The sequence below is a fragment of the Microcoleus sp. D2_18a_D3 genome (assembly GCF_036702455.1).
Classification (GTDB): Bacteria; Cyanobacteriota; Cyanobacteriia; order Cyanobacteriales; family Microcoleaceae; genus Microcoleus.
Map to the genome: position 1 here is coordinate 1 of NZ_JAUBTK010000107.1, position 21,499 is coordinate 21,499.

Genomic DNA, 21,499 nt, shown 5'->3' on the forward strand with positions numbered 1-21,499 from the left:
GTTTGTGAGCAACAGCTTGCCTAAGATTCAAAGGTAGCTACTTTTAGCTGCGCTCATTTTTTAGTCTAAACTACAGTCATATAATCATACAGCAAAAACTCGAATAAATTCCTGAATAAACGTTTATTTTTTCGGATTCAGGAATCTGAATTTGCAATTATTGAAGAACATTGCAAAGCTGTAGCTAGAACTAAAACTGATGTACTTAGAGAGAATTAATCAGGAGCCTCAAGGTTAAGGGAAAGCCGTCCTAAAAGGACGGGGCTTCAGACCCAATTTTTTGGTGAGGGGGTGAAAGGGGAAAAGCTTCTGACTGAAAGCTGGGGACTAATTTTTTTGACGTTCGATCGCACTTTTGCGTTTATAACTGAGGCAAAAACCAGGTATTTCCGTCATTCCCAGCGATCGCCAATTGTTCGCCAAGACTAACTTACAGTAACCTTTGCCTAAGTTCTGTAAAGAATCTAGCAGTTGTCAATCTAAAATCCCAAATCCATTTTAGCAGCTTCTGCCTCGGCAAATACTTGTTCATCGGGCATTTCTTGCCAGTCAATATCCCCGATTTCTCTGTAGAATTGCTCGTCGTAGGGGCGAGTTTGCACGACTACGGGCATCGGTACGGCGTGCCCCAAAACTAATGCTTGCTGTTTGGAGTCGAGTTTTGCCAAAACTGAACGCAAACTCTGCCCTCCCGAAACGCCGGTAAAAATAGCCTCGATGTCTTTATCATCGTTTAGCAAGGCTGTGATGCGTGTTCCGACTTGCGACATGACTTCCGCGTCGATTCCTGACGGGCGCTGGTCTACAATCAGCAGGGTGACAAAGTATTTTCGCATTTCTCGGGCGATCGTCCCGAAAATAGTCGATCGCACGATCGCCGGATCGAGAAAGCGGTGAGCTTCTTCAATGGTAATCACCAATGGCTGCGGGCGATCGCACGGATTTTTACTCTGCAAAAACTTCTCTGCTTTCCGCACGTAAGCTTGGTGAATGCGACGAGTAATCACGTTTGCCGCCAACATATAGGACAGCAAATCCGAGTGCGAACCGAACTCAATTACTACATTTTTTCCACCATCCAAACACTGTAAAACTTCAGTTACATAATTTTTGGGACAGCGTTTCCGAATGTATTTCAAATCATTGAGTCGCTCTAACTTTCGCTGCAAAGCCATAATCGAAGACTTATTTCCCCGCTTTTCTTCGCAAAACATTTGGATATCTTCGTTGGTCATTTCCAGCAACTTGTTGATCCAACCACTGCCCAACTCATTTCGCAAAATAATCGCATTTTCGATACTAGCTTCCGACAAATTTAGCTCGCGCTGCACCAGCGCAATGTCTTCCACTTCAATTTGATCGAAACTTAAAAACAACTCTTGAGCGTCGCGGACTCCCCGGCGTTTGGTCGATTCTGGATCGAGGGTATAAATCTGAATTTTATCGGGAAACAACTGCCGCAAACCTTTAACAGTGCTGAACTGTTTTCCTTCCGAAACAGCTTCCCACCCGTACTCCGAGTGCATATCAAAAATTAGATTGACAGCAGCTTGCTTACGAATAATTCCCGACAATAGCAAGCGCGTCAGAAAAGATTTTCCCGTTCCCGACTTCCCAAAAACGCCGTTGCTGCGTTCCACAAATCGGTCTAAATCCAAGCACACAGCAACGTCCATGTCAATCGGTTTGCCGATCGCAAAATTGCGGCGGTACGGGTCATCTTCCCAGCCAAAAACTGCCCGAAAATCCGTTTCTTTGGCATCAAATACCTGCGAAAAGTGGCTGGGAATAGTTTTGACCGGCAGCAACTCAATATCCGCGCCGGTTTGTGACTCAAAAGAAGCCAAATTTCCTAACGCCAGCTTATTCTCGCGAACTCCGCCGTTTTTCGTCGGGTCGAAAATTGCCTGCTGTTTTTCTTTCTCAGCAGTCAACATCAACATCGGCGACAGTTCGATCGTACCGTAGGTGCTGCTACCGGCTAGCACTGCCAGAAGAAAATCGTCGTCGGGATTGGGAGGATTCGATAAAATGCGGGCGCTAGAAGTTCCGAGAGACACGTCGGTGAGCATACAGAAAAAGTGCGATCGCACCCCCCGCACTACTAGAAATTTCCCCACCCTCATATCTTCCACCGAAACGTCGGCGTGCAGTCGCACTTCTAATCCCTTGCTCAGGGAACCTTGAATAACAGAGCCTAACGGTCGATCCATTTTAGATTTTAGATTTTAGATTGTTAATAATCGAGCAATTTTCGCTGGGCGAGTTTTGATTTTATATTTTCGATTGTTAACAGTCAACTAATTAAGCTGTTGTGCATTTAAATTGTATATTTCGAGCCGCGATCAAAAATCGTCAAATCCTCTCCCCCGATCCCCATCGGACCCTCTCCCTCTCTAATACCATAGGCAATCTAGATGCAACACAGCTTACCATTCCGATTCTAGTGGCAATTCAAAAAAACTCGGACTCAGATTTATATCGGCCAAATCCGTTTCGCTCAAATAAGCATCGGTCAAAAATACCCCTTTTAAACTTGCGCCTTTGAGGTTAACACCTTTCAGGTTAGCACCTCTGAGATTAACTCGGAATAAATGAGCATCGCTCAAGTCGGCCTCAGTTAAATCTGCTCCCTCCAAATTTACTCTCATCAAATCTGCTTTTCGGAGGTCAGCTTCGGTTAAGTTAGCGCCGCTGAGGTCAGCTTTTGTCAAGTCTACACCTCTCAAGTCTGCCCCGCTCAAGTTAGCGAACAGCAAAGTAGCTCCCGTGAAATCTGTCTCCCTCAAATCGGCATCCCTTAAATTAGCGCCGCTGAGGTCAGCCCTTGTTAAGTCTACACCCCGGAGGTCAGCAGAACTCAAGTTTACTTGGTGTAAAATTGCGCCGCTTAAATCGGCTCGTCTTAAATCAGTTCCCTCCAAGTTTGCACCTTTGAGGTAAGCTTTTTTTAAGCTAGCTCTGCTGAGGTCTACATTTTTGAGATTGACCGAAGTTAAGTTAGAAGCGCTCAAATTAGCTCCGCTTAAATCTGACCCGTTTAAGTCGGCTCCGGTTAAGTTTACCCCTTGCAGCGATACATTGGGAGCAATTAAATAAGCTCCGCCCAGACTGGGGTCAATGCCTTCTGAAAACAATGTTTTGTTGCTGTAAACAGCTTTCTCCAAAATCGTGCCGCTCAAACTAGCTTCCCTCAAGTCCGCTGCGCTGAGGTTGGCTCCTGCTAAGTTTGCCCGATCGAGTTTTGCGCCAAATAAAATAGCTTTGTATAAGTTTGTCCGCCGCAAATCGGCTCCTTTTAAATCGGCTTCGGTCAAATCTACCATAGCCAGATTTAAGCCAGGGAGCGAAGCATTGGGAGCTAGCAAAAATGCTCCCATTGCACGCGGGTCAATATCTTCGGGAAAGATAGTCCGGTTGTTGTATACGGCCTTGTCTAAAATGGCACCGCTCAACTGAGAACCGCGCAAATCGGCTCCGCTGAGGTTGGCTCTGGTTAAGTTGGCTTCGTGGAGATTGGCTCCAACTAAATTAGCCTTGATCAAACTTGCTTGTTTGAGGTTGGCGCCCGTGAGTTCGGCTCCTACCAGAGTAGCTTCTCGGAGGACAGCACCAGTCAAATCAGCTCTAGTGAGGTTAGCTAAATTAAGAAATGATTCAGCTAAATCCGCCCCGCTGAGATTAGCACCGCTGAGGTCGGCTTCAATCAGGTCTGCATACCTGAGAATAGCGTCGCTGAGGTTGGTTTCTCGGAGGTCGGTGCCTCTGAGGTTTGCTCCCCGGAGTTCCGCACCGCCAAGGTTGGTGCCTTTAAGTGCTTGTCCCCTGAGATCGAGTCGGTGCAGAAAGTCACCAACGTTCATTTCCATGTCAAATTCACCCTCTCTATTCCGATAGCTGGCAAAAGTATAGTCATTTATAGACATGGGAGGCTTTAAGCCCCTCCCCCTTCACTTTTACTTTGAGCGGATTAACCCGCCTCGGCTGAACTACGCAGCTCCCTATCCCATTGCTGAACGCATTTGGGATTGCTTTTCTGAGGATGTTGTACGAAGCGTTGATATCAGAATTAATTAACTGACCAGTCGATGTTTTGTACAAACCTCGCTTAATACGCTTACCAGTAAACATCGGCTCTTTTTCTGTTTTCCCGTAGACAGGGATTGGGTCTAGACCCACGAAGTTGGCCCGCGATGTGTAGGATTCTTCCTGCACAATTACATTGATTCCCGCCAACCGAGCTTTGTACTCCAACATTTCAATTAATCGAGAGTGAGGAATACTAACAAAGTTTTGGTTGGTTGGCTTCCCTAGATTAATTTCAGTTTTCCACTGTGCATTCTTGCCAATTACTAGCGTCCCAATTTCTTGGGTATTTAAAATCGCCACAATCAGGCGACTAGCATGATGCAAGTAATTATTAACTTTTTGATGGCGACAACGAGTTAAGCGCTGAATCCGGGGTGACGTTTTGCGGTTCCCTTTTAACTGGGATTGTAATCGTGAAGAGCGTTTGTTGTAGAACTGGTTAATCGATTTCAATGGTCGCCCGTTGAGCAACAAAGGGATAAATCCCGGTTGATTTGAAGTTAACGCCACTAAATTATCTAGTCCTAAATCAATACTAGCTACAGAATTTGCGTTGCCAAGGGTGGACTCCGGTTTATCATAAATTACCTCAATTACATAGGAATCACATTTCGGAACCAGCCTAACTTGGCAAATCTTATCGGGAGCGACTTTGGTTTTGATTAAAAGTTCAGTACCCGAAAGTTTAATGATTCCTTTCTTCAACTGTTTACTACTAATCGCTTGCATCGTGTAGACGAGAAGGTTTCGCCCTTTGGTTTTGTCTTTGTACTTTGGCAATTTTGGGCTACCCGTGAATTTTGAAGAATCAGCCTTGTAAGCTTTAACTGCTTCAAAAAATGATTTCCAATTCTTGTCTAACACCATTAAGATTTGCTGGCTTACTTTGGCAGGCAAAGCCTTGTAGGCTTCATGAGACTTCATCAATCGGTTCATTTCGTTATAACTGACATAACCCCATCCATAAATAAAGCTCTGACGAATGACGTAATTGGCGGCATTGTAGAGATTTTTGGACTTGAAAGCTAGTTCGTCTATTTGGGCGAAACGGTGTTCCGTTGATTTAATGATGTGCCTCTCTGTTAGTTGCATTTGAGACTTCCGTTCTTTGGGCTATGCGTATTCCTTGTTCAACACTCACAACAATATAATACCATTATTGTTTATAATTGCTTATAAACTCAATGAAGTTTTACAATACTTTTTTCCTAACCTTTGAAATCAAGTTAGATATTCTGAAAGTATCTTTGCTGAGTTCTGGTCAAAACCATTGTAATCATCAATAGCCACAACTGGTGCATCTGGCGGATAGTGTTCTGGAATATCGTCAATGGCTACCCAAGGTGAGTTTTCTGCTTGATTGTGTCGAAGATACTCAAGAACTTCCTGGTGTCGTAAATATTTGTGTCGGTGAATATTTTGGGGATTGAGGAAAGGGGTGAATCCGATAATACGGGGAGCGATATCTGGTGAAAATAATGGCGGGATTACCTCAAAGGGGAATATTTCACGCCAGGAAGATGAAATTACTACTCGTACATTAGGATAGGAACGAAGGACATTTTCAAAGTAATTAAGGCAAACTGAATTAAATTTCATTATATCTGTTTGCAAACTCGCTCCATTTCTTCTGTCAGGAATAAGTACACCATCAATGTCTAAAAAAATTAACATTAACTAAAAGTCCTAGTGAATAATTTAATGAGTATTAATACTGCTTAATAAGATAAATGTGCATCTACGATTCTCTCTCAAGTGTTCGCTACATCGACTTGTTAGACTGCAATCAACATTGTTATTCACTGTTTTTCTTGGCTTCTGCCTTCCCCCCTGCTGGGGTAGGGGGCAGGGCGGTTTCATTCTCTTGTAGGGGCTGCCCCCCGTGGCTGCCCCTACCTATGAAATAACCGAAAAATCGTCGGTGGGGAGGGTAGGCACGGGGGCACTACCCCTACAAAATCCTCGTTTTTTGGAGAATGAAACAGCCCTGGGGTAGGGGGGGGTGGCTTCTACCTTCTGCCTTCAGGCAAGAGGAGCAAAACTGTAGATTTTTTGAGGTTCGAGCCGATCGCAAATTCCGGTTAATTCCGACAACAGGAATGTCTCGCGATCGAGCTGGACTTGCAGGGTTTTGAGCGGATCTCCACCGGAAGAAACCATGAATTCTAATGTTTGCAAATTCGGTTCAGTGCTGATTTCGCCCAAAATTTGACCGATCGCCTTGACGTAAGGATGGTTTACATCCGAGTACCAGTCGGGGGCTGCGAGTCCGGATTGATCGAAGCCGAGGTGAACGATGAGGGAGCCTTCTCCGAAAAGGGCTATTCCCACCGGCCGCGCTTCTTCTTGCAGCAGCAAGTGCTGGTTAGCAGCCAAATGCCGCAGTTTTTCGAGGTGTTCGTACCGATTTTGAATGGCAGCATCTTCCTCTTTTCCTTCTGCTTTCTGGCTTCTACCTTCTTCCTTCGTTTCGTTCCACTGAATCGCCACCGTTACTAAATAAGTTTGCAGTAACATATGACCGAGTTTTTCGGCTTTTGTTGCCAGATAGATCGAGTTGTAATCTGTGGCTTCAATTAGTAAGGGGACGCGATCGGCTACTTCAATCCCGTAACCTTTCAAACCCGCAATTTTGCGCGGGTTGTTGGTAATCAACCGAATTTTTTTAACTCCCAAATCGTTGAGCATTTGTGCTCCGACGCCGTAGTTCCGCAAGTCGGCGGGAAATCCCAACCGTTCGTTGGCTTCTACCGTATCCAATCCCAAATCTTGCAGCGAGTAAGCTTTTAGTTTATTTACCAATCCAATACCCCGACCTTCTTGGCGCAAGTAAACGATGACGCCAGAACCGACATTTTCGATCATTTTCAGTGCCGCTTGCAGTTGCATCCGGCAGTCGCAGCGCAAGGAACCCAAAGCATCGCCGGTCAAGCATTCGGAATGCACCCGCACCATCACGGGTTTGTCTTTAAATTCTGCCGGGTCGCCCTTGACAATAGCAACGTGTTCTGAATTGTCTTGGGTGTCGCGGTAGGCGTAAATCATAAACTCGCCGAATTGAGTGGGCAATTTGGCGACGGTTTCGCGGCGGACGAATCGATCGTGCTTGAGTCGGTAGCTAATTAAGTCGGCAATACTGATTATTTTTAGGTTGTGGAGTTTAGCGTACTCGATTAATTCGGGCAGCCTCGCCATCGAACCGTCGGGGTTTTGAATTTCGCAGATGACGCCGCTGGGATACAGGCCAGCGAGTCTGGCGAGGTCAACGGAGGCCTCGGTGTGGCCGGCGCGTTTGAGGACGCCACCGTCGATCGCCCGCAGGGGGAAAATGTGACCGGGACGGCGCAAGTCTTGAGGTTTGGTGTCCGGGTGGATGGCGACTTGGATGGTGCGGGCTCTGTCTTCGGCGGAGATACCGGTACTGACGCCGTTGACTGCATCGATGCTGACAGTGAAGGCTGTTTGGTTGTTGTCAGTGTTTTTGCTGACCATCAGGGGCAATTCCAGGCGATCGAGCCTTTCGCCGCTCAATGCCAGACAAATCAAACCCCGCGCGTTCACGGCCATGAAATTGATGTTGTCGGGGGTGGCGAATTGGGCGGCACAAATCACGTCGCCTTCGTTTTCGCGATTTTCGTCATCGACTACTACCAGGAGGCGACCTGCTTTGAGGTCTGCGAGGGCGCTGTCGATCGAGTCAAATTGAAAGGATTGAGTTGAGGAGTTGTTATTTGGCACTGAGGAGTTCAAGCTATAAACAGTAATGTTATGGAAATAGAATGTATTTGTGATTGTAACCTTTTGTTTCCGACAGGGCGATCGGCCAATCCAGATGAGTTTGACAATATTTCTAAAGTCACTTACTATAATTATTGCATCTTGTCAACAAAATCTCTCCCCAATATTTCATGAGCTTGACCAAAAATTTCTTGATGGTACAAGCCCCCGCATTTATCCGTGGAATCAATCCCAAATCGAAAATCGAAAATCCTCAAGCCCCCGCATTTATCCGTGGGGTCAATCTAAAATCTAAAATCTAAAATCTAAAATCGCTTGACTGATATCGCGAAGATTTTAGGTAAACCGTACTTTCAAGCTCCTAATTGCTTAATTTATAACATGGATTGCTTGGAAGCATTGAAGCTGCTGCCCGATCAATTTGTAGATTTAACCGTTACCAGCCCGCCTTATAACATCGGCAAAGAGTACGAAAAATCCTTGGTGTTAGATGAGTATTTAAACGGGTGCGAGCAGTGGATAGCCGAGGTTTACCGGGTAACGATCGCTCGAAAAGCATTTTGGCTGAATTTAGGTTATTTGTCAATTCGCGATCGGGCAAAAGCAATTCCGATTTCCTACCTGCTTTGGGACAAAGTGCCTTTTTATCTGATTCAAGAAGTTGTCTGGAACTACGGCGCGGGAGTTGCGGGCAGCAAGTTCTTTTCACCCCGCAATGAAAAGTTTCTCTGGTAGGTAAAAAATCCTGATAAGTATACATTTAATTTGGATAAAGAGCTATTCTGGGTTTGTGGTGGAAACGGTAGTGTGAGCGTCTCGCTCACCCAGGCTTTCGGGCCTGTACCACGGGAAGTTTTATTTTTATTATCACCTAAAACTCAGGAAAGCCGTCTAGCCTGTTGAAAAATTATCCTCTCATTCGTTTGTCTTATGAGTACCAACGCCCCGGTCAAAACAATTTTAATTCTGGCAGCTAATCCCAAAAATACGGCTCCCTTGCGATTGGATCAAGAAATACGAGAAATAGACGAAGGATTGCGACGGGCAAACAAACGAGAACTGTATAAATTAGAACAAAAATGGGCGGTGCGTTCCCGTGACTTTTACCGGGCTATCTTAGATTATCAACCGAATATTGTTCACTTTTGCGGACATGGTGCGGGAGAAGATGGAATTGTCCTAGAAGATGATACTGGAAAAATGGCGCTAGTGCAGACAAATGCCCTCGCCAGTATGTTTAAATTATTTGCCAAAAAAGGGGTAGAGTGCGTAATTCTCAATGCTTGTTATTCGGAAGTACAAGCTGATGCAATTAGCCAATACGTTAATTATGTAGTTGGCATGAATAGAGCCGTGGGTGATAAAGCAGCCGTTGCTTTCGCGGTGGCATTTTATGATGGGATTGCCGCAGGATATGAAATTGAAGAAGCCTACGATTTAGGGCGTTCGCAGATGATGAGTTTCCTAGAGCATGAAACTCCGGTTTTTAAGAAAAAGAACTTAATAGATGCTCCGATTGATGACGGTATAATTGCTTTTGAAGATGTGATTCCGCCTAACCCTTACCAAGGATTGTCTGCATTTAAAGAAGAAGATGCAGACTTCTTTTTTGGGCAAGAAAAATTTGTCAATAACTCAGTGGAAGTAACCCACAAGCAGCCATTAGTAGCTGTCGTTGGGCCAAGTGGAAGTGGTAAATCTTCTGTGGTGTATGCCGGCTTAATTCCCAAATTGCGAAAAGAAGGAAATTGGTTAATTGAATCATTTCGTCCCGGAAAAGAACCGTTTTTGCCTTTGGCTTCTGCCTTAGTGCGACAATTAGAACCAGAAGCGGGTGAAACTCAAAAATTGCGGGAAGCGGTAGGATTAGCCGACGACTTACAAAATGGGAGAATCACTTTACAACAAGTTGTATCTCGCATTTTAGAGCGTAACCCAGGTAAACGCTTGTTGTTAGTTGCCGACCAATTTGAGGAACTGTACACCCTTTGTCAAGTAAAGGAAGAACAGGAACGTTTTGCTAATGAGTTGCTAACGGCGATTGGTCAAGAAAATATTACATTAGTTTTGACGCTACGCGCTGATTTTTATGGTTATGTGCTTTCCTACCGTCCGTTTCGGGATGCTTTGCAAGAATATACACCGCAGTTACTCAGTTCCATGAAGCGGGAAGAATTACAGGCAGCTATTGAATTACCTGCTCAAAAATTGGCAGTCCAATTAGAACCGCAATTAACCCAACGCATTCTCGATGATGTGGGGCAAGAACCGGGGAATTTGCCCTTATTAGAATTTGCTCTAACTCGGTTATGGGAAAAGCAAATCAACCGAGAGTTAACTCACCAAGCTTATGAAGAGATTGGCGGGGTAAAAAAAGCCATTGCCAATCATGCCGAACAGGTTTATCAACAACTGAGTGAAATAGAGAAAACGCAGGCGCAGCGAATATTTGTGCAATTAGTGCGTCCGGGGGAAGGAACCGAAGATACTAGGCGCGTTGCTACTCGTGCGGAAGTGGGGGAAGATAACTGGAATTTGGTCAGTTATTTAGCGGGATATCAAGCAAGATTGGTAGTGACGGGACGGCAAGAACAGGAAGATACGGTAGAGGTAGTGCATGAAGCGCTGATTCGAGAATGGGGAACTTTGCGCGAGTGGATGAATGCTAACCGTCAGTTTCGGACTTGGCAAGAACGACTGAAGATGGGGTTACGGGAGTGGAAAAATAACAACCATGACTCTGGGGCTTTGTTGCGCGGTGCGTCGTTGACTGTAGCAGAAGATTGGTTGCGTAAACGTGCCGATGAAATGACGCACGAAGAACGAGATTTTATTCAGGTTAGCGTTAAAGAACGGGATAGAGAAAGACAAAAAAAGCAACGCAGGCGGCAACTGACGATTGTTGGGCTGAGTGGCTTTTCAGCAATAGCTTTGGGTTTAGCAGGGTTAGCTGGTTTTGGTTGGTGGCGTGCTGCTATTACTCAAATTAATTCTCTGGCTCAATATTCCGATGGGCTTTTAAATTTCAACCAGTCAAAAGCTGTCAAAACCAGTTTAAAAGCGGTTGTGCAAATGCAACGTACACTCTGGGTAGATGCTGATACTCATACCCAAGTAAAACTGTCATTATTAAATACAGTTTCCCAGGCAGCAGCACCAAACACCTTGGGCGGACACGCGAACTGGGTTTATGCTGTCAGTTTCAGCCCCAATGGCAAGCTGCTGGCCACTGGCAGTCGTGACAAAACCGTGAAACTGTGGGATACTACCACCACCGACAAGCAAATTAAAACCCTCACCGGGCATACAGACGTGGTTTATGCTGTCAGTTTCAGCCCCAATGGCAAGCTGCTGGCCACTGGCAGTGCTGACAACACCGTGAAACTGTGGAATACCACCACCGGCAAGGAAATTAACACCCTCACCGGGCATACAAACGGGGTTTGGGCGGTCAGTTTCAGCCCCGATGGCAAGCTGCTGGCCACTGGCAGTGCTGACAACACCGTGAAACTGTGGAATACCACCACCCGCAAGGAAATTAAAACCCTCACCGGGCATACAGACGTGGTTTATGCTGTCAGTTTCAGCCCCAATGGCAAGCTGCTGGCCACTGGCAGTGCTGACAACACCGTGAAACTGTGGAATACCACCACCGGCAAGGAAATTAACACCCTCACCGGGCATACAAACGGGGTTTGGGCGGTCAGTTTCAGCCCCGATGGCAAGCTGCTGGCCACTGGCAGTGCTGACAACACCGTGAAACTGTGGAATACCACCACCCGCAAGGAAATTAAAACCCTCACTGGGCATACAGACCTGGTTTATGCTGTCAGTTTCAGCCCGGATGGCAAGCTGCTGGCCACTGGCAGTGGTGACAAAACCGTGAAACTGTGGAATACCACCACCGGCAAGGAAATTAAAACCCTCACCGGGCATACAAACGGGGTTTGGGCGGTCAGTTTCAGCCCCGATAGCAAGCTGCTGGCCACTGGCAGTGGTGACAAAACCGTGAAACTGTGGAATACCACCACCCGCAAGGAAATTAAAACCCTCACCGGGCATACAGACGCGGTTTATGCTGTCAGTGTCAGCCCCGATGGCAAGCTGCTGGCCACTGGCAGTGCTGACAACACCGTGAAACTGTGGGATACCACCACCGGCCAGGAAATTAAAACCCTCACCGGGCATACATACGTGGTTTGGGCGGTCAGTTTCAGCCCCGATGGCAAGCTGCTGGCCACTGGCAGTGCTGACAACACCGTGAAACTGTGGGATACCACCACCGGCCAGGAAATTAAAACCCTCACTCGGCATACAAACGTGGTTCGGGCTGTCAGTTTCAGCCCCGATGGCAAGCTGCTGGCCACTGGCAGTGCTGACAACACCGTGAAACTGTGGGATACCACCACCCGCAAGGAAATTAAAACCCTCACTGGGCATAAAAACTGGGTTCGGGCTGTCAGTTTCAGCCCCGATGGCAAGCTGCTGGCCACTGGCAGTGCTGACAAAACCGTGAAACTGTGGAATACCACCACCCGCAAGGAAATTAAAACCCTCACCGGGCATACAGACGGGGTTTGGGCGGTCAGTTTCAGCCCCGATGGCAAGCTGCTGGCCACTGGCAGTCGTGACAACACCGTGAAACTGTGGGATACCACCACCGGCCAGGAAAATAAAACCCTCACCGGGCATACAGGCGTGGTTCGGGCTGTCAGTTTCAGTCCCAATGGCAAGCTGCTGGCCACTGGCAGTGCTGACAACACCGTGAAACTGTGGGATACCACCACCGGCAAGGAAATTAAAACCCTCACCGGGCATACAAACAGGGTTTGGGCTGTCAGTTTCAGCCCCAATGGCAAGCTGCTGGCCGCTGGCAGTGAAGCCTACAGCGTGAAACTGTGGCGGTTAGATTTTGACTATTTAGTTAAGGAAGGATGCAATTTTATAGACAATTACCTCAAGCCTAATCCTAAAGATGAAGAAGCCCTGGAAATTGACAGAGATTTATGCAATAAACTTTGATAATTTTAAATAGAAAACTGCATAAAAACCCCCACCTCACTCCTATATAAAAATAAAACCTTCCCCAAACCCCTTACCCACCATCAACCATGACAAACCAAACTCCCAACTTCTACGCCCTCCTCATCGGTATCAATTTCTATTTCCCCCATCGCTTACCAGAAGGTAACTACTACAAAAACCTGCGGGGATGTGTTCAAGATATCAACCACGTCGAAACCTATTTAAAAAACACCTTCAACCTCACCCCCGACCAAATCATTAAACTCACCGCTACAGCTTCCGACAATCCCAACCAACCCCAAGAACCCCCGGAACTTTTACCCACGTATGAAAATATTGTTGCCAAATTCAAAGAACTAACTGCCAAAGCCCAACCCCAAGACCAAGTATATATTCACTACTCCGGTCACGGCGGACGGGCGAAAACAATTTATGAGACTCTCAAAGGTTTTGGTGCTTTAGATGAAGCCTTAGTTCCGACAGATATTGGTCAACCAAATTCCCGCTATTTGCGCGATATAGAATTTGCTAAATTGCTGGAAGAAATGGTGGAAAAAGAGTTAGTTGTCACCCTCGTACTCGATAGCTGTCATTCCGGTGGTGCAACGAGAGAAATGAGCGGAGATGACCGGATTCGCGGTGAGGGGTTTATTGATACCACTCCTCGACCTAGGGATAGTTTAGTCGCATCGCTTCAGGAATTAGCCCAAAATTGGCAAACTGCAACAGAAAATAGCCGCAATATTACCGTTTTGAATGGCTTGTTACCCGAACCGAAAGGTTATACCTTAATCGCAGCTTGTCGGGAGCATGAATTTGCTTATGAAAAGGTTTTTGAAGGGACGGAACGCAACGGCGCTTTGACTTATTTTTTATTAAAAGCTTTGCGGCAACACGGCACAGAAATTTCTGTAGAGGATCTGTTCAATCAAATTTCTAATCAAGTTCACAAGGAATTTGAACGACGACAAACACCAATGTTGATGGGAGAGACCGATCGCACTTTTTTTGGTGGTCAGTCTGTCTCCTTCACCTCTGGCGCATCCCATACACGTAGTGTACCCGTAACTCACACTGTTCGCACTGTGCCAGTGATGCAAGTAGATATTCCCAAAAACCAAGTTAAATTGCAAATCGGTGAAGCTAGCAGTATTAAAGAAGGAGCAGAATTCGAGATTTTTAAATTCAGAACGAGGCATTTTGAGGAGAGTGACAACCGTATTGCAAAGGTTAAAGTAGTAGAAGTGGGAGCGTCAGATTGTTGGGCAGAAGTAACAGAGATACCTGGTTACAGAGGGAATAATAAAGTAGCGGAAGGAATGATTGAAATAGGTTCACCTGCTGTCTATTTAACCCCAGGGTTGAAACAAATTCGCAAAGTGCGGGTTATTTTGCCTGACCCGCTACCGCAATTTTCGCGTGTAAATGTACCATTTATTCCAGAGAGCCTCAAGCAAACAAAAGTGCCAGGTCATCGCTGGATAAAATTTTGTTCGGAGGAAGACAAAGATGAAAATGTAGATTATTTTGTTTCTCTTACTTCAGAAGGAGAATATGTAATTTTAGATGCGAATAAGGAGCCAATCAAAAATTATCTTTTTCCGATTAAAGTCGATGAACCAGAAGCCACTAAAAAGCTAATTAATCGATTAATCCATATTGCCAGATATGAGAGTATTTTAGATTTGGATAACGAGGATGCTTTTGCTCGCTTAAATGGTCAACTTAAGGTTGAAGTGGTTAAATCAGTCAAACGGCAACCTGTAGTTTTGAATGCTGATGGTAAAGTTCCTGTATTGGAAGAAAAGGAAAAAGGTGTTGACTTAATCATTCGCAATGAATCTAATCGAACTTTAAATATTACTGCCTTGAACCTTGATGCGGATTTTAGTATTTCAAAATTCTATCCCGACGGTGTTCCTTATGAGGTGGTAGAACCCGGACAAAATATAAGAAGACAACTCAAACTATCCTTACCACAAAATTATGAGGAAGCGGCAAATATTATTAAAGTATTTGCGACGGTGGATGGTACGAATTTTCAGTTTTTGGAATTGCCAGCATTAGACCAATCTCGGAAAGGTTTTGGTAATCAAAAACCTAAGAATGCTTTAGAACAATTATTGGCGGCGGTTGTGGATGAAGATAACCCCCAGCGAAAGATTACGGTTGTGATTGATGCGAGTGAGGAATGGACGACGGAAAAGGTGGAAGTGGTGGTGAAAAAGAGTGGGGTTTGATGTAGAGAATTTTTTAAGAATGCTGCCAAAGCCTATATCTCTCTGCGGTCATTTGTGTTTATCTGCGGTTGTAAGTCAAAAACTTGTTATTCCTGGAAAAGATTAGCCTCATCCTAATCTCAATCCTTTTTCAACATAAAAAGTTAAACAGGACTTACGCAACTGGCACATGGTGATGAGTCCGATCGCCCGCACGGAGAAAATGTGGCCGAGAGGGCGCAAGTCTTGAGGGTTGGTGTCCGGTTGGATGGCGACTTGGATGGTGCGGGCGCGGTCTTCGGCCGAGATGCGGGTACTGACGCCGTTGACTGCATCGATGCTGACGGTTGCAGTGGATAGCGGAGGTTTACCGGGTAACGATCAATCGAGGAGCATTTTGGCTGAATTTAGGTTATTTGTCAATTCGCGATCGGGCAAAAGCAATTCCCAACGAAAGATGAAATTTCTAGTTTTAAGAACTCCTAGACTCGTCACCGAAGGCTTTTAACTCAATAGCATCGTGACTGCAAAACACGCGCACATCTTTACTATGCTGCACCGATAATTCGTGCAGCCGACCTTGATTGAGCAACCTAGCCTTGCGATCGACCTCCATCATCCATTGGTAGGCGCGCAAACCGGGCGTGCAGCGTCGGTTAGCGGCATCCATCTCGTGTCGGTAGAAATAGGCATCGCCTGCGTGCAGAAGCCAGCCATCGGGTGTATCAATGGCAATGCCAGCATGACCGCGCGTGTGGCCCACCAACGGGATTAGCAAAATCTCCGGCGGCAACCCGTCGAGGTCGCGGACTGCTTCAAAACCGAACCAAGGTTCGCCACCCGCCGAATAGTATTTCCAGCGTTTGACTTCATCCCACTGCCCCGGACGATAGCGCCTTTTTGTGATGAAACCGTGCCGATCGTGTGCCGCATCGATTTCAGCCTGCATGACGTGTACCGTGGCTTCAGGGAAATCCTCTAGACCACCGGCATGATCGAAATCGAGGTGGGTTAGCACAATATGGCGCACATCGCTTGGTGAAAATCCGAGCTGTTCAATTTGATGGATTGCCGTGTACTTGCGATCGAACTGGATATTATTAAAGTGGACAAAAAACGGGCTGAGCCGAGAGTAAGGGGACTGGATATCCCGCAATCCGAAGCCGGTATCAATCAGAACAAGTCCCTGATTCGTTTCAACAAGCAGACAGTGGCAGACGAGGTGAGCCGTCAGGTCGCGACTAAAGCCATCGAAAAGCGCCCCTCCAATGGGACACATACAGCCACAATTGAGATGATGAATTTGCATAATTGTCCTGTACTAAATTACTTAGGCGCCAACCATTTATTCCTCAGTTCGCATCCAAGGCCGATGCTGCATAATGCCCTCGATGAACGCCTGAGAAAACTTTGCTAAATCGCCAATACTGGGAGAAGTAAACACGCTTTTATCGGCTGCAATCAGGTCATTATCTGCGATGTTGACTTTCTTTAAATCTGCACATAAGAATAGTAAGACGGGCGTGAATTATTTGTTAGCAGAACCCGGTTCAGTAAGTTTACTGTGCAGTTCGGCAGTGACGGTATCAGGTAAAACTTTGCTCGCGCTGGCCAGAATCTTTGTCTTGAGTGAACCTGCAATGATATTGTCCTTACCGGCCATCAAGGCTTCAAATCCCTGCTTGGCAACCTCGGCTGGATCGTCTTTCTTGTCTGCGCCCGCCTTCGTGTCGTCCATTCCAGCCCGATGGAAGAAGTTAGTATCGGTTGGGCCGGGCATGAGCGAGGTGACAGTTACACCTGTATCTTTTAACTCATTGCGGAGTCCTTCGGAAAATGAGTGGATGAAGGCTTTGGATGCTGCATAGACTGCCTCGAATGGCCCCGGCATTAGGGCAGCAATGGAGGAAGTGAATAGAATCCGTCCCTGGCCGCGATCGACCATATCTTTGACTACCCGTTTAGCCAAATGCACAGACGAGACAACGTTGAGGTTAATCAGATTTAGTTCGTCCTTCAAGTCGGTTTCGCGGGCAAAGTCGCCGCCGACGCCGACACCGGCATTAATTGCGATCGCATCCACTGGCCGATTAGTCGCTTTAATCTGGTTGTAGAGCGTCTCAACACCGTCGTAGGTAGCGAGGTCTGCCTGCACTGTATCGACTTTGGCACCGAGCCCCTCAAAGGCTTGAGCCGCTTCTTTGATGCTCGCTCCGGTGGCGGTGACTAGGAGATCGAATCCGTTTTGAGCGAACTGTTTGGCGAGTTCGTAGCCGATACCGTTAGAGGCACCCGTCACGACAGCCAAGGGCCGGGTCAACGAACTGTTTATAACCATCTAAAATCCTCTGTAACTGCTTCACACTCGTTTGTCTAGCCTTGCTTCTCTCTGTCCCAGACAATTTTTGTGGACTGTGGGCTTTCAACTTTTACAATGCTAGGGAGGTAGGAGTGCGATCGCATCTTTCCTAGGACATAAGCTGTTAGGCATTTAAAGACGGTATAACCGAAAACCAACTTCATGTAATTAGTGTAAAAATGCCTGCATAGAATCAACTCAGAGAAAGAGCAAATAGAGAAATTACAGAAAGCCTTAAAAAACGCATAGAATGGGAATTTTATATCAAAAATTATGATTTTCTTACTGACTGATGCAATCAACTATAGCAATCCTAAATCATTTGCATAATTATTTAGGATTGCTATATATGTAGAAAATGCGCGTAGATATGACTAATAACTCTTTTGATAATTATTTGGGAACCGCCCTTCTCTGGCGCTAAATCGGATGCGATGAGAGACGGGAGATGGAAGAGGGGAAATTGACTCGGAAGATTAATCCTGGGCTAAAAACATTTATCTCTGGTGGAAGGGGCAGGAGGCTTGCCCAGGGATAACAGTGGCTGATGTCAGTTATAACTGAATCTCAGGCACTGTTCTCAATCAGACCCAATCAACCTGGTAACAGCGACGAAAAATCTCAGATACCAGGTCGATCGCGCAGCAAAAAACCAAGTGGAGGACGCCAAGAGTGTAAGATGTCAGTTATCACCAATACTTTCTGTTGGCGATTGCCCGACGGCACCGAAAATTGAAAATCTATGACAGCCAATTGCTGATTCTGCTGGCTTCATGTTATAGTGGTTTTCCAAGAATTAAATTCGGTTGCGTAGTTTGTTGGTGTTTATTTACAAGCGTCTCTCCGAATCTAAGTCTCTGCACCCTAATGATTCTGGAGATTTTATGTCGATTTACGTGGGTAATCTTTCATATGAGGTAACATCAGAGGACCTCAACGAAGTATTTGCCGAGTACGGTACTGTAAGCCGCGTCCAAGTGCCAATGGATCGGGAAACAGGCAGGATGCGGGGTTTTGCTTTTGTGGAAATGGCAAGCGAGGCAGAAGAAGCAGCAGCCATCGCAGCTCTAGACGGTGCTGAGTGGATGGGCCGTGACTTGAAAGTCAACAAAGCCAAACCTCGCGAAGACAACAAACGCTCATCGGGTGGCGGCGGCTGGGGCGACAAAGATCGCTCTTCACGCGGACGCTACTAAACTTTGACACTGAAAATTTGAGTTTTGGTAGTTGACGGCAGGTGCGAATGCTGCTTTTTTTTCGGGTTGTTCGATCGACCCATCAAATAAAACTCCCAAACCTCTCGCATCAGTTTTGCCCCCTCCTTCGAGGGGGCTTTGTTTTTGGCGAAAAATCCCGCGAGGTACGTCGGCGGTGCTGTTCCGAGTCTAGTTCGTGATTCGATACCCTCTTAACTGCTTTTTTTAAGAGGCTGTCGGGATTTCGCGGATCGACGCCTGTAAACTATCAAACTAGAATTAAGCAGCAAGAAAAGTTAGAATAACGGCAAAACTGAATATTGCCCAGAACAGCCAAACTATCTTTACCGAAGATTAGTCGAGAAAACCAGCCGAATATCAGCCAATATCTTGATTTTGCCTCAATAAAGATGTCCAAGGTCTACAGCACGGCGGAACTCATTAAAATCCTCGAAGAAGAGCGCCAAGCCTGCTTGCATGGGCGGCGCCTCAACTTGACTGAAACTCCTGCTACAGGCAACCCCGTGATTGACCGCTTTCTCAAATCTGAGGGAGTTCAGAAGTTCACTGCTTATCAAAATTTTAAGGCGGCCGTGCACGAATACCAGCGGGAACATCAAGTTTCTGGGATTGTCTGGCGGGAAATTGCGGTTAAAGGCAATACTCTACGCTATCCGGCAGTGGATGACGAATTAATAGCTCTACCGGTTGATTTGATTACGTTGAAGGCAGCTAAGATTGCTATGTTGGAATTCTGGCAGCAGGTAACTGCCGGGATGGATTTGTATTTAAGCATTAACAGCGGAAAGGATTTTCGATCGATCGAGCCGGTTGATGTAGAAGCTATAGCCCAGCGCACAGAATGGGCCAATCTCTCCAAGTGGGAAAAGTTGGATTTTCTAGAAATTTTGTTGCAGTTGGGCTGGGGGAAGCCGGAGGAAGCTTATTATAAGCGGGGATGGCCGACATCGGGCAGCGAGTACATTCACGCCGTAAAACCCGGACAGCGGCCGATTTGTTAATTAGTCAGTAGTCAGTAGTCAGTAGTCAGTAGTCAGTAGTCAGTAGTCAGTAGTCATAGTGCTGTCCCCGCTCGCGAACGTTATTAGTCAGTAGTCAGCAGTCAGTAGTCAGTAGTTACTGATTATTGGGAGATCTTCAAAACAAATAACAAATAACAATTGGCAATTGCCAATTGCCAACTGCCAACTGCCAACGGTTAACTGTCAACTGTCAACTGTCAACTGACATCTGACAAAGCATCAAGCCAAACCACTGATTTGGATCTGTCCAAACCTGCAGTGGCATTAAACCCCGCTGCGAAAGTTCTTTTTTTACCGTATTGAGATTAAACTTGCGCGATATTTCGCTGCGGATAGTTTCTCCCGCTGCAAATTCAACCGTTAAATTGAGAGAACGCAACTGCACTGTTTGCGCTTTTTTACTTTTCAAGTGCATTTCAATTTGACATTCCTCTTGATTGTAAAAAGCCCAATGCTCGAACTGCGCTAAATCAAAATTTCCCTCATATTTTCGATTTAAATGCCGCAGCATATTCAAGTTAAATGCTGCCGTTACTCCTTGACTGTCATCGTAGGCAGGCTCTAAAATATCCTTAGATTTGTCCAAGTCAATTCCCAGCAAAAAATACTCTCCCGGCTGCAGTGCACCGACAATTTGCGAGAAGAATAAATCGCATTCTTGAGCGTTGAGATTGCCGAGGGTACTGCCTAGAAAGCAAATCATTCGGGTTGGCAACGGCGACGGTGCAATTTTAGCTAAGGCTAATTCGTATGTGCTGACAAGTCCGTGAATCTGGAGCGACGGATAATCTGCCAACAGTTGACAAGCGCTGCTTTCTAGGATAGTAGGACTGATGTCGATCGGCAAATAGTGCAGGGGATATTCCAGTTGACTGTAAGCATCAAGGAGAATCCGAGTTTTGGTGGAACTGCCGCTGCCGAGTTCGACGATTTCGCAGGGGCCAGTTAAATTGGCGATCGCCCCCGCGCACCCCTGCAAAATTGCCGTCTCAGTGCGTGTCAGGTAGTATTCCGGCAACTGGCAAATCAACTCAAACAGGTTTGATCCGCGATCGTCGTAGAAATACTTTGGAGGCAGGGATTTGGGGGTTTGAGTCAACCCGCTAACTGCATCGCTGCCAGCATTGATTTCTGCGGGTGTCAGTGCCGCAGCGCTCACCAGCCGCTCTAAATGCAGCCGGTTTTCCTTCGTTGAGGCTGAGTTTGTCGTGTCGGACAGTCTTGGGGATTTCATAAACTAATTTTTAGATGCACATATGGGTATAGCACGCAGCCGCGTTGCCAAATATCGCGCTCAAGTCAGATTTTTCATGCCACTCTCCGTTCTGTATTGTCTCACCCGATGGATCTCGCATCCACAATTAAAACTTAAAATTTATCCACAAAATTTATTGAATACTTAACCAAACTTGTTTTCTTTGAGCTTGTTACATGGAAAAAAGTTGGGCATTTCGCAAACAAATTTTGTCCCCAATTCCCTCTCCAGCCATTTATCTGATGTTCGTCAAATAAGCTTTATAATGCAAGTATTAAGGAATTTGTTCATGTGAAAAGGGCTCTACCGAACCTAGTATGTAAAAAAGTTAATAATTTTTATAAAAATTAACTACTATAAAATACAAAGATTAGGCGCTGGCAAAGCAGTTATATATTGACTTACAGGGCTTTTTGTGGTCTAATAAAGTTAGATTTTATAAAAATTAAGATAAAAATTATACCTATGGCTTCCAATCCTCAACTTCATCTAATGACTAAACTCCTTAATATTGAGGGAGTGACCGTCAAAAGTTATCAGATTATTGAAAATATAGGAATCACGATTTACTTAGA

The 21,499-nt window shown here is 45.9% G+C and carries 15 protein-coding genes and 1 pseudogene; 7 read left to right on the forward strand and 9 right to left on the reverse strand.

Features of this window, described 5'->3' with window-relative positions; genetic code table 11:
- Window positions 1-479: 479 nt before the first annotated feature.
- The 5 genes from QUB06_RS30560 to ribBA all read right to left on the reverse strand — a co-directional run bounded on the left by QUB06_RS30560 (window position 480) and on the right by ribBA (window position 7,827).
- A complete protein-coding gene (locus QUB06_RS30560) occupies window positions 480-2,213 on the reverse strand; it encodes an ATP-binding protein (RefSeq protein ID WP_333438471.1) in 1,734 nt (577 codons plus the stop codon).
- A 216-nt stretch (window positions 2,214-2,429) separates the two neighbouring features.
- Complete coding sequence (locus tag QUB06_RS30565; RefSeq protein WP_333438472.1) at window positions 2,430-3,869, reverse strand: pentapeptide repeat-containing protein; 1,440 nt, start codon at window positions 3,867-3,869, stop codon at window positions 2,430-2,432.
- 43 nt (window positions 3,870-3,912) lie between these two features.
- A complete protein-coding gene (locus QUB06_RS30570; protein ID WP_333438473.1) occupies window positions 3,913-5,181 on the reverse strand; it encodes a transposase in 1,269 nt (422 codons plus the stop codon).
- 129 nt (window positions 5,182-5,310) lie between these two features.
- Entirely contained in the window at window positions 5,311-5,763 is a 453-nt protein-coding gene (locus tag QUB06_RS30575; RefSeq protein WP_333438474.1) for an HAD domain-containing protein, read from the reverse strand.
- 348 nt (window positions 5,764-6,111) lie between these two features.
- Window positions 6,112-7,827, reverse strand: coding sequence for a bifunctional 3,4-dihydroxy-2-butanone-4-phosphate synthase/GTP cyclohydrolase II (ribBA, locus tag QUB06_RS30580; protein WP_333438475.1), 1,716 nt, complete (start codon window positions 7,825-7,827; stop codon window positions 6,112-6,114).
- A 315-nt stretch (window positions 7,828-8,142) separates the two neighbouring features.
- Here ribBA and QUB06_RS30585 point away from each other — a divergent pair, with 315 nt between their 5' ends.
- From QUB06_RS30585 to QUB06_RS30595, 3 genes are all read left to right on the forward strand, one after another.
- Complete coding sequence (locus QUB06_RS30585; protein ID WP_333438476.1) at window positions 8,143-8,562, forward strand: DNA methyltransferase; 420 nt, start codon at window positions 8,143-8,145, stop codon at window positions 8,560-8,562.
- 195 nt (window positions 8,563-8,757) lie between these two features.
- Complete coding sequence (locus QUB06_RS30590; RefSeq protein ID WP_333438477.1) at window positions 8,758-12,849, forward strand: nSTAND1 domain-containing NTPase; 4,092 nt, start codon at window positions 8,758-8,760, stop codon at window positions 12,847-12,849.
- Window positions 12,850-12,938: 89 nt separating this feature from the next.
- Entirely contained in the window at window positions 12,939-15,092 is a 2,154-nt protein-coding gene (locus tag QUB06_RS30595) for a caspase family protein (protein WP_333438478.1), read from the forward strand.
- A gap of 186 nt (window positions 15,093-15,278) precedes the next feature.
- Here QUB06_RS30595 and QUB06_RS34815 read toward each other — a convergent pair.
- A pseudogene (locus QUB06_RS34815) lies at window positions 15,279-15,419 on the reverse strand (3,4-dihydroxy-2-butanone-4-phosphate synthase); the annotation flags it as partial.
- Between the two features lie 124 nt (window positions 15,420-15,543).
- The gene (locus QUB06_RS30605; protein WP_333438484.1) at window positions 15,544-16,248 is read right to left on the reverse strand and encodes an MBL fold metallo-hydrolase; all 705 of its coding nucleotides are present in this window, start codon (window positions 16,246-16,248) and stop codon (window positions 15,544-15,546) included.
- Between QUB06_RS30605 and QUB06_RS30610 the strand changes: the two genes are divergently transcribed.
- Window positions 16,135-16,488 (forward strand): hypothetical protein, encoded by a 354-nt coding sequence (locus QUB06_RS30610; protein WP_333438485.1) that lies wholly within the window; start codon window positions 16,135-16,137, stop codon window positions 16,486-16,488. The genes QUB06_RS30605 and QUB06_RS30610 overlap by 114 nt on opposite strands.
- Window positions 16,489-16,599: 111 nt before the next feature.
- On the opposite strand, the gene QUB06_RS30615 is transcribed toward QUB06_RS30610, so the two are convergent.
- A complete protein-coding gene (locus QUB06_RS30615) occupies window positions 16,600-17,370 on the reverse strand; it encodes an SDR family NAD(P)-dependent oxidoreductase (protein ID WP_333438479.1) in 771 nt (256 codons plus the stop codon).
- Between the two features lie 607 nt (window positions 17,371-17,977).
- Between QUB06_RS30615 and QUB06_RS30620 the strand changes: the two genes are divergently transcribed.
- The 3 genes from QUB06_RS30620 to QUB06_RS30630 all read left to right on the forward strand — a co-directional run bounded on the left by QUB06_RS30620 (window position 17,978) and on the right by QUB06_RS30630 (window position 19,648).
- Window positions 17,978-18,166 carry a hypothetical protein gene (locus tag QUB06_RS30620; RefSeq protein ID WP_333438480.1) on the forward strand — a complete coding sequence of 63 codons (189 nt, stop codon included), beginning with the start codon at window positions 17,978-17,980 and terminating at the stop codon, window positions 18,164-18,166.
- 148 nt (window positions 18,167-18,314) lie between these two features.
- On the forward strand, window positions 18,315-18,626 hold the full coding sequence (locus QUB06_RS30625; RefSeq protein ID WP_333285415.1) for an RNA-binding protein: 312 nt from the start codon (window positions 18,315-18,317) through the stop codon (window positions 18,624-18,626).
- Window positions 18,627-19,036: 410 nt separating this feature from the next.
- On the forward strand, window positions 19,037-19,648 hold the full coding sequence (locus QUB06_RS30630) for a hypothetical protein (RefSeq protein WP_333438481.1): 612 nt from the start codon (window positions 19,037-19,039) through the stop codon (window positions 19,646-19,648).
- Window positions 19,649-19,859: 211 nt separating this feature from the next.
- Here QUB06_RS30630 and egtD read toward each other — a convergent pair whose 3' ends face one another.
- Window positions 19,860-20,903, reverse strand: a complete 1,044-nt coding sequence (gene egtD / locus QUB06_RS30635; RefSeq protein WP_333438482.1) for an L-histidine N(alpha)-methyltransferase — start codon at window positions 20,901-20,903, stop codon at window positions 19,860-19,862.
- Between the last annotated feature and the right edge of the window lie 596 nt (window positions 20,904-21,499).

Bases quoted from the DNA above. Each gene is read 5' to 3' on its own strand.
- QUB06_RS30560 (WP_333438471.1), bottom strand. From the start codon at position 2,213: ATGGATCGACCGTTAGGCTCTGTTATTCAAGGTTCCCTGAGCAAGGGA.
- QUB06_RS30565 (WP_333438472.1), bottom strand. From the start codon at position 3,869: ATGGAAATGAACGTTGGTGACTTTCTGCACCGACTCGATCTCAGGGGA.
- QUB06_RS30570 (WP_333438473.1), bottom strand. From the start codon at position 5,181: ATGCAACTAACAGAGAGGCACATCATTAAATCAACGGAACACCGTTTC.
- QUB06_RS30575 (WP_333438474.1), bottom strand. From the start codon at position 5,763: ATGTTAATTTTTTTAGACATTGATGGTGTACTTATTCCTGACAGAAGA.
- QUB06_RS30590 (WP_333438477.1), top strand. From the start codon at position 8,758: ATGAGTACCAACGCCCCGGTCAAAACAATTTTAATTCTGGCAGCTAAT.
- QUB06_RS30595 (WP_333438478.1), top strand. From the start codon at position 12,939: ATGACAAACCAAACTCCCAACTTCTACGCCCTCCTCATCGGTATCAAT.
- QUB06_RS30610 (WP_333438485.1), top strand. From the start codon at position 16,135: ATGGATTGCCGTGTACTTGCGATCGAACTGGATATTATTAAAGTGGAC.
- QUB06_RS30620 (WP_333438480.1), top strand. From the start codon at position 17,978: ATGTCAGTTATAACTGAATCTCAGGCACTGTTCTCAATCAGACCCAAT.
- QUB06_RS30625 (WP_333285415.1), top strand. From the start codon at position 18,315: ATGTCGATTTACGTGGGTAATCTTTCATATGAGGTAACATCAGAGGAC.
- QUB06_RS30630 (WP_333438481.1), top strand. From the start codon at position 19,037: ATGTCCAAGGTCTACAGCACGGCGGAACTCATTAAAATCCTCGAAGAA.
- egtD (WP_333438482.1), bottom strand. From the start codon at position 20,903: ATGAAATCCCCAAGACTGTCCGACACGACAAACTCAGCCTCAACGAAG.